Raw genomic sequence first — 12,655 nt, 5'->3', positions numbered from 1 at the left:
CATGAAATTCAAATCACTTCTGACAACGGCTACGATAGCGCTGGGTCTGGCGACCGGTGCTGTAGCGCAGGACAAAACCAAAGTCGGTTTCGTCTATGTCGGCCCTGTGGGCGATGGTGGCTGGACCTATGAACACAACAAGGGCCGTTTGGCCGTTGAGGAACACTTTGGCGATAAGGTTGAAACCGTATTCGTTGAATCAGTGCCCGAGGGTCCAGATGCGGAACGTGTGATGACGCAGATGGCTCTGGATGGCGCCGATCTGATCTTCACCACCTCGTTCGGCTACATGGATCCGACCATCAACGTGGCCAAGAAATTCCCGGATGTGAAATTTGAACACGCGACCGGTTATAAGACCGCCGACAACGTCTCGGTCTACTCGGCCCGCTTCTACGAAGGTCGCGCGGTTCAGGGTCACATAGCCGGTAAAATGACCAAATCGAACACCATCGGCTATATTGGTTCTTACCCAATCCCCGAGGTGATCCGAGGCATAAACTCGGCTTATATCCACGCCAAGAAGGTGAACCCCGACGTCGAATTCAAAATTGTCTGGGCCTACACCTGGTTCGATCCGGCAAAAGAGGCTGACGCTGCCACCGTTCTGATCGAACAAGGCGCCGATGTGATCCTGCAGCACACCGACTCGACCGCACCTCAGGCCGCCGCACAAGAGGCTGGCAACGTGATTACCTTCGGTCAAGCGTCGGACATGGGCGAATACGCTCCGATGCCTCGCGTCAGCTCAATCATCGACAATTGGGCACCCTACTACATCGCGCGGGTTCAGGCTGTCGCGGATGGCACTTGGTCAACCGCCAACACCTGGGACGGCATTGGCCCGGGCATGGTTGAGATCGGAGAAATCTCGGATGCGGTTCCGGCTGACGTCAAGGAAGAAGCCCTGGCCCTCAAGGCGGCGCTTGCCGATGGCAGCTATCACGCCTTCACCGGTCCGCTGAAAAAGCAAGACGGCAGCGACTGGCTGGCCGATGGCGAGACCGCAGATGACGGCACGCTGGCTGGCATGAACTTCTACGTCGAAGGTCTGGAAGGTGAAATACCGCAGTAAGACCTGACCCCAAAATCATCAACGAGGCCCGCATGTTTTTTTGTGGGCCTTTTTTTCTCGCTTTTGAACCCTAATCCGCTCTTGCCGTTCTGCCTAGATGCTGCAGGCGTATTCGGCAGGTCGAAGCCCCTTGCCGACCTTGACCCACAGGTGCCCGTCAATTGCCTGAGTGAAATGACCGAATGTCGGCTGCGAGTCCACTTCAACCAATGCTGCGGTTCGAACAAACGGCAACTATTTGTCCAAAGCCGCCTTCGAAGTTCTGGTTTGCTGTAAAGTTAAATTGCGAAAATTTCGGTGTGGGTTTTTTGCTTGCAGTGTCTTTTGGTGCGCCTCATTGCTTACTCCCTTGCTGCCACACACGATGAGGATGACTATTGTTAGCTTCCCTAAGAACGTGGAATGTTTTTGAGGTGCGATCAGCAAGAAACAGCCCCCTTATGTGACCCAGAAGGCCACTTTGGATACTTCCCGATTGCCGTCATACACTGGGTCCGGAACGTATAGAACGATGCTCAGCGAAAAGTTGCTTTTTTGCGCGCGACAAGAAATTATACAATTGCGGAAAATTCAATTCTTAACGCAGAAATGTGACGGAGCGACCAGTGATGGCGGACGATAAAATTCGAAACATGGAAGAATTTGCCCGAATGAGTGGTATCTCTCGTCCTACAGTCTCGAAGTATTTCAATGACCCAGCCAGTGTCCGAGCCAGCACACGTACGCGGATTGAGGCTGCATTAGAGCAGTATGATTATCGCCCCAACATCTATGCGATGAACCAGAATCGGAAGTTGACAAAGAATGTTGGGGTTGTGGTGCCCCTATTGTCGGATCCCTATTTTGCGGAGATTGCGCGAAACCTTGAACAAAGATGTATCGCCGCAGGGTATCGCCCAACACTGTTCAGCTCACACGGGGATCCCGCATTTGAGGTCGAGGTTCTGGAGACGCTCCGGTCTCTCAAACCCGCTGGTGTCCTGTTGGCTCCACTGGGGCGCGCGTCGGACCGGAAGGCACTGGAAAAGTTTTGCGAAGACGTCCCCACTTTGATTTTCGACAGTAGCGTCGATGAGATTGGTCTTGCTTTTGTAGGCTCTGATAACTTTCAGTTCACAGCCCATATCACAGACTACTTGTGCAGGACGGGCGAACCGCCCTGCTTTTTTGAGATGAAAACCCCCGCAAACCCGAACGCGCACCGGCGTCGTCAAAGCTATCTGAATGCGATGGAGGAATTCGGTCATTCTCCGGACGTCATTTCTGTTGAAGGTGAAGGTTGGGGGTTCGAAGAAATTGGTCGCCTAGGCGGGCATGAGGTGCTGGATCAGGGGCGCTTTTCGACCAATACGATCTTGTGCAGCAATGATCGATTGGCAATTGGCCTGCTGACCGCCTGTTATGAAAAAAATATCCGCGTAGGGCGTGGCGACGACTGCGCGATTCGGGTCGCCGGACAAGACGGTCACCCCCATTCGCGCTATACTTGCCCGCCGCTTACGACGATTTCACACAACTACGACGCGGTATCTCAGACCGCGGCCGAGGCACTTTTCACAGCGATTGAGGGGCAGGTATCACCTTGGAAAAGCACGAGACTTGAGGGGAAGTTGATTTTGCGGGACTCCGCGTAGACTCCGAATAACTTTACGCGCGTAAAATTTACATTGACGCCGCGTTGCTTATCCGATTAGCCTTGTTGCACAACATCCAATCAGGGAGGAAACCGGATGTCCTTGAAGAGCACGCTTTGTGCTGCAACTGCGCTATCGCTGATTACAGCAACTGGTGCTTTCGCAGCCGACCCTTCCGCAACGATCACAATCGCCACAGTTAATAATGGCGACATGATCCGTATGCAGGGTTATACCGACAAATTTACCGAAGATACCGGCATCGCAGTCGAGTGGGTCACACTGGAAGAAAACGTACTGCGCCAGCGTGTCACGACCGACATCACCACCAAAGGTGGGGCGTTCGACATCATGACAATCGGCATGTACGAAACCCCGATCTGGGGCTCGAACGGGTGGCTGGTTCCGCTGGACGATCTGTCCGAAGACTACAATGTTGGTGACATCCTGCCTGCAATGGCAGGTGGCCTTTCCCATGACGGAACGCTCTATGCGGCACCGTTTTATGGTGAAAGTTCGATGATCATGTACCGTACGGACCTGATGGAGGCTGCGGGCCTCGAGATGCCGGACGCGCCAACATGGGACTTTATCGCTGAAGCTGCCGCTGCAATGACCGACCGCGACGCTGACATCAACGGCATCTGCCTGCGTGGTAAGGCTGGTTGGGGCGAAGGTGGTGCGTTCATCACTGCTATGTCCAACTCGTTCGGCGCACGTTGGTTCGACATGGACTGGAACGCGCAGTTCGACACAGAGCCATGGGCCAATACGCTTACTTTCTACAAGAACATGATGGATGCCTCCGGTCCGACTGGATACGCGACTAATGGGTTCAACGAAAACCTGTCGCTGTTCAATCAAGGCAAGTGCGGCATGTGGATCGACGCGACTGTTGCGGCGTCTTTCGTAACCGGTGACGATTCCACAGTTGCTGACAGCGTTGGCTTTGCACTTGCGCCCGACACAGGTCTGGGCAAGCGGTCAAACTGGCTGTGGGCATGGGCATTGGCAATTCCGGCTGGCACCCAGCAGGAGGCAGAAGCCAAGCAATTCATCGAATGGGCAACCTCGACGGGCTATATCGATCTGGTCGCCGAGAATGAAGGCTGGGCCAATGTCCCTCCGGGCGCGCGGACGTCCCTGTATGAAAACCCAAACTATCAGGCTGTCCCGTTCGCTCAGATGACGCTCGACTCGATCCTGTCGGCTGATCCGAATGATTCCACCGTGGAACCAAGCCCCTATGTTGGCATTCAGTTCGCGGCAATCCCGGAATTTGCAGGCATCGCAACCGAAGTAAGCCAGGAATTCTCAGCCGCTTATGCTGGTCAGCAGACCATCGAAGAAGCGCTTGAGAAAGCTCAGGCCATTACAAACGACGCAATGGAAGCCGCAGGTTACCGCTAAGCGTCCTGATATCAGGGGGCGCATCCGCTGCCCCCCGATCCCCACGACTTTCAAAATTACCTTTGTTACGATCCAGTTCGGTACACCCGTCCACAGGAGAGGACCGTCCAATGGCCACCAAAGCCTCCAGATCCGCCGCCCGCTTTATGATGGCACCCGCAGTGGTCCTGCTTTTGGGTTGGATGCTGGTCCCCCTGATCATGACCTTGTGGTTCTCGTTCACCAAATACCTGCCCCTACGCGGTGACAGCATTGACCGAGGACTGGATTGGGTTGGGTTTGCGAACTATTCCCGGTTCCTGTCGTCCAGTTCCTTCTGGCCCTCTGTGCAAACAACGCTTGTGATGGTGGGTGGCGTGCTGTTGATCACACTCGTGCTCGGCATATTGCTGGCGATCCTTCTGGATCAGCCGATGTGGGGTCAAGGCGTTGTTCGCATCCTTGTAATTGCACCGTTTTTTGTCATGCCTACCGTGTCTGCGTTGGTTTGGAAAAATATGCTGATGGACCCGGTCAATGGTATCTTCGCCCATCTCTGGCGGTTCTTTGGGGCCGAACCGGTGGCCTGGCTGCAAGACGCATCGCTAAGCTCGATTATCATGATCGTTTCCTGGCAGTGGTTGCCATTTGCCACACTCATTCTTCTGACAGCCATTCAGTCACTTGATAGCGAACAACTTGAAGCGGCTGAAATGGACGGCGCACCCGTGCTGAAACGTTTTTGGTTTATTGTGCTGCCGCATCTGGCCCGCGCCATCACCATCGTTGTTCTGATCCAGACGATCTTTCTATTGTCGATCTTTGCCGAGATTTTCGTGACCACAGGCGGCGCTTTCGGCACCCGAACCCTCACCTACCTGATTTTCCAGCGTGTCATCGACAGCCAGAATATCGGGCTGGGCTCTGCTGGCGGTGTTTACGCCATCATCCTTGCCAACATAGTCGCCATCTTTCTGATGCGCATCGTCGGCAAAAATCTGGACGCCTGAAGGGGTTGATCACATGTCACGCACTGTCACAAAACAACGCAAGATGATCACCACCGCTGCCGCCTGGACAATTGGCCTGATTATCTTTTTTCCGATCTACTGGACCATCCTGACCAGCTTCAAGACCGAGGCACAGGCGATCAACGATCCACCGCTGTTCTTTGCCTTTGACTGGACGCTGGAAAACTATGCGCTCGTGCAGGAACGGTCTGACTATATGAAGTTCCTGTGGAATTCGGTGATCATTGCCGGCGGGTCCACAATACTTGGCATCCTTGTGGCAATTCCCGCAGCCTGGTCCATGGCCTTTGTACCCTCCAAACGGACCAAAGACGTCCTGTTGTGGATGCTCTCGACCAAAATGCTGCCCGCAGTAGGTGTGCTTTACCCGATCTCGCTGATTTTCGTTCAGTTCGATCTGCTCGACACCCGTGGAGGTCTGGTGGTTGTGCTGATGCTCATCAACCTGCCGATTATCGTCTGGATGCTATACACCTACTTCAAGGAAATCCCCGGCGAAATCCTTGAAGCCGCGCGTATGGACGGTGCAACGCTGAAAGAGGAAATCCTCTATGTGCTGACCCCAATGGCAATCCCCGGTATTGCGTCCACGATCCTTCTGAACTTCATCCTTGCGTGGAACGAAGCGTTCTGGACACTCAACCTGACGGCGGCCAATGCGGCCCCGCTGACGGCCTTCATTGCCAGTTACTCCAGCCCCGAAGGCCTGTTTTTCGCAAAACTCAGCGCGGCCTCGACTATGGCCATCACTCCAATCCTCATCCTTGGCTGGTTCAGCCAGAAACAACTGGTCCGCGGCTTGACGTTTGGCGCGGTGAAATAGGGAACCTGTACTATGGGACAGATACAACTCAAACAAGTGACCAAGAGCTTTGGCGATGTACAAGTCATCCCGCCCTTGGACCTGATCATTCAGGACGGAGAGTTCACTGTTTTCGTCGGCCCCTCGGGCTGTGGGAAATCAACACTCCTGCGTCTGATTGCAGGGCTTGAGGACATAACGACAGGTCATATTGAGATCGACGGTCAGGATGCAACAGATGTTGTGCCTGCAAAACGCGGTCTTGCGATGGTGTTCCAATCCTATGCGCTCTACCCGCATATGTCAGTGCGTAAGAACATCGCCTTTCCGTTGCGGATGGCCAAACTGAATCAGGTTGAGATTACCAAGCGGGTCGAACGGGCCGCATCAGTTCTGAACCTGACCGACTATCTGGACCGTCGTCCGGGGCAGTTATCAGGGGGTCAGCGTCAGCGGGTCGCCATTGGTCGCGCCATTGTCCGTGATCCGGCAGCGTTCCTGTTCGATGAGCCGTTGTCAAACCTCGATGCCGCACTGCGAGTCGGTATGCGTCTTGAAATCAGTGAACTGCACAAACGTCTGGAAACAACGATGGTCTACGTGACCCATGATCAAGTCGAAGCCATGACGATGGCCGACAAGATCGTTGTGTTGCAGGCCGGTGTAATTGAACAAGTGGGCACCCCGCTGGAGCTCTATCATACCCCACGCAATACATTTGTAGCGGGTTTCATCGGGTCGCCCAAGATGAACCTGATGACCGGAGGCGAGGCCGCAAAACACAACGCCCATACCATTGGTGTGCGTCCCGAACACATCGATGTCGTCGAAAGTGGCGGTCAATGGCAGGGGACAGTGGGCGTGGCTGAACATCTTGGTTCTGACACGTTCTTTCACATTCACAATACCGGCTTGGCCGAGACATTGACGGTCCGTGCCATCGGCGATGTGAACCTAAAGCACGGCGATACCATTCATTTGGCGCCAAGGGTTGACGAAATTCATCGCTTTGATGCTGACGGGTTGCGGATCGCATGATGCGACTGGCTGGAAAATCAGCGCTAATCACCGGTGCGGCACGTGGTATCGGGTTGGCCTTTGCCAAAGCCTATGTGGCCGAAGGCGCGCGGGTCGCGATTGCCGATATTGATCTGGATCGTGCCAAGACGGCCGCTGCTGACATGGGTCAAGCAGCAGTAGCGGTGCAGATGGATGTGACCAGTCAGACCAGCATTGATGCGGGTGTCGCAGCCACCATAGATGCATTCGGCCGGATCGATATTTTGATCAACAACGCCGCGCTGTTTTCCGCGGCGCCGGTCGTTGAGATCACGCGCGCAGATTACGCCCGCATCTTTGACGTCAATTTCAGCGGCACGCTTTTCACCCTACAGGCGGTCGCCAAGCATATGATCGAAAGCGGCATCAACGGGCGTATCATCAACATGGCGAGTCAGGCCGGGCGGCGCGGCGAAAGCCTTGTGGCGGTTTATTGCGCCAGCAAGGCGGCCGTCATCTCATTGACGCAATCGGCCGGGCTGAACCTGATCCAGCACGGTATTAACGTGAACGCCATCGCGCCCGGCGTTGTGGACGGCGAACACTGGGACGGCGTCGATGCTTTCTTTGCCAAATACGAAGGCAAAGCCCCGGGTCAAAAGAAAAAAGAGGTCGCTGAAGCAGTGCCTTTCGGGCGGATGGGTCAGGCCGAGGATCTTACCGGAATGGCCGTGTTTCTTGCCAGCGATGATGCCTCATACGTCGTGGCGCAGACTTACAATGTCGACGGCGGAAACTGGATGAGCTGATGATGCATCAAACAAATGGTATGCCCGCTGTGGAACTCTCGGATGCGACGCTTGGCGATTTGCCAGACGGCGTCTCAACCCCGAGCTACGACCGCACAAAACTCAGCCCCGGCATCGTCCATATCGGTTTGGGAAACTTCCACCGCGCGCATCAGGCGTGGTATTTGCACCGTCTCATGCAGCAAGGTCTGGCCTTTGATTGGGCCATCATTGGTGCCGGAGTGCGCCCCAGCGATGCGGCAATGCGCGCGCGATTGGTGCAGCAGGATTGCCTGACAACCCTGGTTGAGCTGGACCCTGACAGCGCGTCGGTCGAGGTCATCGGGTCGATGATCGATTTTGTTGAAGTCCACCCTGAAAACGCCCCCCTGATCGCTGTGATGTCTAACCCATGCATCCGCATCGTGTCCCTGACGGTCACCGAAGGCGGTTATTATCAATCTGAGGCGGGCGGGCTTGAGGTCGATCATCCTGACATCGCGCACGACATTACCAACCCTGACCGCCCCGTCACCGCGTTCGGTGCGATGATCGCGGCCTATCGCGCCAGACGTAATGCCGGATATCCGCCCTTTACCGGCCAAAGCTGCGACAACCTTCAGAACAATGGCGACGTATTGCGACGTACCGTTGTTGAACTGGCGCGATTGACAGATCCGGACCTTGCCCAGTGGATCGACCAAACCGCCCGCTTCCCCAATGCAATGGTTGACTGCATTGTTCCCGCAACAGGCGATGCGGAGCTGTCCTCAATCAGACGGCTCGGAATCGACGATCATGCGCCCGTCACCCATGAAAACTATCGCCAATGGGTCATAGAAGACCAGTTTTGCGCAGGTCGTCCGCCATGGGAACGGGCAGAGGTCACGATAATTGACAATGTGCACGCTCATGAAAGCATGAAGATCCGTATTCTGAATGCAGGACATCAAGTATTGGCCAACGCGGGTGAAATACTGGGCATCAAGACGATCACCGATTGCATGGCTGACCCGCTGACGCGCGCGTTCTTCCACAACGTCCAGACCCAGGAAATATTGCCCTATGTGGAAGCCGTGGAGGGGACCACCCCGCAGGATTACCTTACCTTGGTTGAAAAGAGATTTTCGAACCCCAAGATCCGCGACACCACGCGCCGAGTGGCCTTTGATGGCTCATCCCGGCATCCCGGTTTTGTTTTGCCAATATTGCGGGATGCACTTGCCTCCGGTGGCCCCGTTGAAGGACTGGCGCTGGTTGAGGCCCTGTGGGCCCGCATGTGCGCAGGTATTCGCGAAGACGGTACGATCATTGATTCAAATGATCCACATTGGGACCAGTTGAATAAGGCCGCTCTGCGCGCGAAATCACGCCCTTCTGCCTGGCTGGATATGCATCAAACTTACGGCAATCTGTCAGACCATACACGGTTTTCTGACGCTTTTTCGCGTTGGCTGAACCTGATCTGGAGCGATGGCACCTATGCTGCTCTGAAAACATATTCCACCTAAAGGAAAATACACTTGGATCAGGTCACCTACACTATGCTGGACATCACATGACCCATCCGCAAAACACGGTTGTGCTGAAAGAGCTTGCCGTCGAAATTGCAGCGCGCGCAACGGGGTCACGTATCATCGTTGCACTTGCAGGCGCGCCCGGCAGCGGCAAATCCACCTTGGCAGAGCTATTGCAAAATGAACTCCGGAAATCTCATGATCAAAAAGTACAAATTGTCCCGATGGATGGGTTCCATTTTGATGATGCGATTCTGGCTCAATTGGGCCGTTCCCAAAGAAAAGGCGCGCCCGATACATTTGACGTAGAGGGCTTGGAGGTGACCTTGAATCGGTTGGCATCGACTTATCTAACCGCGGACGTGGCAGTGCCAGTATTTGACAGAACGATGGAGTTGTCCCGAGCCGGCGCCCGTCTGATCGACCGAAACACTCGCATCCTACTGGTCGAAGGGAACTACCTACTTCTTAAGGACTCACCATGGAAGCGGCTTCACCAGTTTTTTGACCTGGCAGCAATGATTACCTGTCATGAGCTAACTTTACGTAAGCGGTTGCAGAAACGATGGAACGACTTTGGGTTCAGTCAGTTGGACGCGATCATGAAATTGGAAAACAATGATCTCCCCAATGCGATGCGGGTCATCGAGGGCAGTGTGCATGCCGAATTCATCCTTTTGAATGAATAGATGGCGCTCCGATTTCACCTGTTGACGGGTAAATTTAGCTGCCAGAACTAGGCTATGTGTTCTTGCACCGGTCACAACGATGGATAAGCTGCCCTTGGTGCGCTGGTAGGGAATGTAAGTAAAGTCCGCAAACTGTGAACAGCGGCGGTTCTGTTTTTTGCTCCCGCAGCGAATGGCTGCAAAGCGGGCTGCGAATGCAGCATTCAGACGGGGTGCCCAATGTCGGCTTTGGGCCGAACTCGCAGCGCTAAGTGCTACTCAGGGTTTGGATGCTGCACCGCCTCCGAGGTCTGCATTGAGCCCAAACCTACGGTTCCTCTGCCTCACCTATCGGCTCGTACCAAACCAGAAACCGGTCATCTAGTTCCGCTTGAATTGCTTTCAAAACGCCGCATGCTTCGGTCTCGAAGTTGTCAAAGTCCTCCTTTGACCAGAGACTGGGTCCACAGGGATCTGCCCAGTCTAACGCTCTATCGTGAATTTCTGTTAGTTCAACTAGTTTGGCCTTTATACCTTCCGACAACGGCAAGGTATTCTCTAAGCTTGAATAGCCGCCAAAGGCGGATTTCGTCGCCTCATTCATACCCCACAAACAAGGTCCTCCCCACTCAAACATTAGCCTAATTTCAAATTGCGCCATTGTGTTGGTCAAGCTCTAGGTTGAATATTGTGCCAGCTTTGTTACCGCCACGGCTGCAGCTTTGTCAAAGTCAGCTTCGTCCCGCAAAGCTACCCTTGGTCAGACCCAATCTTGCAAGGGCAACGAGCGGCATTTGCGCGGCCAGCTTTACCAGCGACCAGACTGCATGTGCCTGCAGGCAACTAATTCCACGCGGGTTTCAATTCCCTGTGCCTGCGGGCCAGCTCCTCTGGCGACTGACCCGCTGTAATGGCGACGGTAATAGTACGCTGAAATTAGTGCCCACTCAGCACCAGCGTGTTTACCGGCATCAGGATCAGACGCAGGCGCAAACCTGCGGCATGGACAACCCCAATGGTGTCCACAACATGCAGGAATGATTTCTCCCAGAACCCAAGGTTTTCGTCTTCCAGCTTGGCATGGTTGTCGGTGTAGATATTCGCCAGACAGTTGCTGCCCGGCGGCACGTCATCCGCCATGCTTTTGTAGAGCGGTTCAAGATACACAAGGATCGAACCCGGTTTGGTATTGGCCTGCACATCCCGCAATTCATCGGACGGCCTTATCTGTCCCGAAGGGATCACATCCTGCACTTCGACGACAACAACAGGAATCACAGTGAAAGGTTTGGTCATGCAACCAAGCTCGCCGATCATGCCCGGTTTGATCACTTGCGCCGAAAGTTGGTTGAACGCGGCCTGAAACCGGTCGTGCCCCGACGATGACGGCACCAAAATGCCAGCCGGCCGCAACAGAGGGCTGACGTAATCCCCGACCTGAAGGCCAAATTGCTCAATACGGCCGGTCACGCCTGCACTGACAATGGTCTTGTCCAACTCGGTCAAAGCCGCATCAAGCTGGGCGTTAGCACTAGCAAGCTGGGCCGGGATCAGTTCTTCGATCTGCTGCACCACGGCCGCCCGCCGCGATGTGGCCGCTGTGAGCTGTGCCTCGCGTTCAGCTACAAGGTTCTCCAACCGGTCAATTTCGGCCAGCCGTACGGCGCTGGATCCTTCGTCGCGCAACGTGGTGTTACGTTCAAGATCTTCAAGCCCCTGATCCAATGCGGCCTTGGCACCTGCAATACCAGCTTCGGCCTCGGCCAAATCGGTCTCGGCTACCTTCAGCGAAGCCTGAACCTGAGCGATCTGTGCATGTGCCGCCTCGACCAGTGCGGTTTGGGTGAAATCTTCGATCCGGAAAATCGGCTGACCCGCGTTCACATGTTCATTGTTGCGAACATACACTTCGGACACGCGGCCCCCAAGTTGCGGCAAGATCGTAACAGTTCGGAAATATGAGGCCGCTGTTTTGCTGGCCGGATGGAAGTAGAACAAAGTGGTGATCACAGTCAGCGCCAGAATAGCGCAGGTCGTCAGCCCCCAGCGCAATTCGTACCACATGGTGAATAGGGTGATCTCATGCCCAATCCGTTTGCCTTGAACAAAGCGACGGAACAGATAATCGGGAAGCACGGTGATCAGTGCACACAGCATCGTCTCAATCATGGTTCAGTGCCCCTGCGCTGCCGGTTCAGATGGTTCGAGTTCTATTTCCGGTTCAGGTGGATCAGGAACCACTTCTTTGTCTTGACCCGGTGCCAATGATCGAATGGCATCCGCAATCGATCGCAGCGGAGCAGCAAAATCTGGGAACTGGAAGCCAGCAACCAGAATTGCCGCGATCCAGAATATCCCATTGTGGGTAAACAAGGCTAAAAGCGCCAATATCCCAACCAATTGGAATTGCGGGTGATTGTTTTCATGTGCCATTTTTTCCGGGATCGAATGCAGCGTGAAATACGCGACCCCAATCAGCACAACCAAGCCGATCGTGAACACGACCATAAAGGTGAAGAGGTAATCACTCCCGTCCGCCTGGGTGACATATGACGGAATGTGCCCCGTCGCCATCGGGTGAATTTCTGCCGAGTTCACGTTCATCTCCGAATCTTGCGTTGTTTGCACTAAAAGCAGGCTGACCGCATCCGATCAAGTTTCCATTGTTGTTCGCTTGAACCTTTTCGTTCGGTAAGACCCATGGCATGGTCGACCCAAGACTCGATCACCGACCTAACACTCCACTGCGCTG

The 12,655-nt window shown here is 54.6% G+C and carries 11 protein-coding genes; 9 read left to right on the top strand and 2 right to left on the bottom strand.

Features of this window, described 5'->3' with window-relative positions; genetic code table 11:
* Nucleotide 1 precedes the first annotated feature (1 nt).
* The 9 genes from BLU89_RS16815 (at nt 2) to BLU89_RS16775 (ending at nt 9,924) form a co-directional block, all read left to right on the top strand.
* Nucleotides 2-1,075, top strand: coding sequence for a BMP family ABC transporter substrate-binding protein (locus BLU89_RS16815; protein ID WP_074738174.1), 1,074 nt, complete (start codon nt 2-4; stop codon nt 1,073-1,075).
* Between the two features lie 608 nt (nt 1,076-1,683).
* The gene (locus BLU89_RS16810; RefSeq protein WP_074738172.1) at nt 1,684-2,709 is read left to right on the top strand and encodes a LacI family DNA-binding transcriptional regulator; all 1,026 of its coding nucleotides are present in this window, start codon (nt 1,684-1,686) and stop codon (nt 2,707-2,709) included.
* A 96-nt stretch (nt 2,710-2,805) separates the two neighbouring features.
* Entirely contained in the window at nt 2,806-4,119 is a 1,314-nt protein-coding gene (locus BLU89_RS16805) for an ABC transporter substrate-binding protein (RefSeq protein ID WP_074738170.1), read from the top strand.
* Between the two features lie 110 nt (nt 4,120-4,229).
* Entirely contained in the window at nt 4,230-5,108 is an 879-nt protein-coding gene (locus BLU89_RS16800; protein WP_074738168.1) for a carbohydrate ABC transporter permease, read from the top strand.
* A gap of 13 nt (nt 5,109-5,121) precedes the next feature.
* Nucleotides 5,122-5,952 (top strand): carbohydrate ABC transporter permease, encoded by an 831-nt coding sequence (locus BLU89_RS16795; RefSeq protein ID WP_074738166.1) that lies wholly within the window; start codon nt 5,122-5,124, stop codon nt 5,950-5,952.
* A gap of 12 nt (nt 5,953-5,964) precedes the next feature.
* Nucleotides 5,965-6,969, top strand: coding sequence for an ABC transporter ATP-binding protein (locus BLU89_RS16790; protein ID WP_074738164.1), 1,005 nt, complete (start codon nt 5,965-5,967; stop codon nt 6,967-6,969).
* Nucleotides 6,966-7,739 carry an L-iditol 2-dehydrogenase gene (locus BLU89_RS16785; protein ID WP_074738162.1) on the top strand — a complete coding sequence of 258 codons (774 nt, stop codon included), beginning with the start codon at nt 6,966-6,968 and terminating at the stop codon, nt 7,737-7,739. The genes BLU89_RS16790 and BLU89_RS16785 overlap by 4 nt, the downstream gene beginning before the upstream one ends.
* The gene (locus BLU89_RS16780; protein ID WP_074738161.1) at nt 7,739-9,229 is read left to right on the top strand and encodes a mannitol dehydrogenase family protein; all 1,491 of its coding nucleotides are present in this window, start codon (nt 7,739-7,741) and stop codon (nt 9,227-9,229) included. Before BLU89_RS16785 ends, BLU89_RS16780 begins: the two co-directional genes overlap by 1 nt.
* Nucleotides 9,230-9,276: 47 nt before the next feature.
* Nucleotides 9,277-9,924 carry a P-loop NTPase fold protein gene (locus BLU89_RS16775; protein ID WP_074738159.1) on the top strand — a complete coding sequence of 216 codons (648 nt, stop codon included), beginning with the start codon at nt 9,277-9,279 and terminating at the stop codon, nt 9,922-9,924.
* Nucleotides 9,925-10,839: 915 nt separating this feature from the next.
* On the opposite strand, the gene BLU89_RS16765 is transcribed toward BLU89_RS16775, so the two are convergent.
* Both BLU89_RS16765 and BLU89_RS16760 read right to left on the bottom strand, forming a co-directional pair.
* Nucleotides 10,840-12,072: an HlyD family secretion protein gene (locus BLU89_RS16765; RefSeq protein ID WP_074738155.1), complete on the bottom strand. Its 1,233-nt coding sequence runs from the start codon at nt 12,070-12,072 to the stop codon at nt 10,840-10,842.
* Nucleotides 12,073-12,075: 3 nt separating this feature from the next.
* Nucleotides 12,076-12,507, bottom strand: a complete 432-nt coding sequence (locus BLU89_RS16760; protein ID WP_245709775.1) for a hypothetical protein — start codon at nt 12,505-12,507, stop codon at nt 12,076-12,078.
* Between the last annotated feature and the right edge of the window lie 148 nt (nt 12,508-12,655).

Source organism: Ruegeria halocynthiae (assembly GCF_900106805.1).
Taxonomy (GTDB): Bacteria; Pseudomonadota; Alphaproteobacteria; order Rhodobacterales; family Rhodobacteraceae; genus Ruegeria; species Ruegeria halocynthiae.
This window is presented reverse-complemented; position numbering and strand designations above follow the sequence as displayed.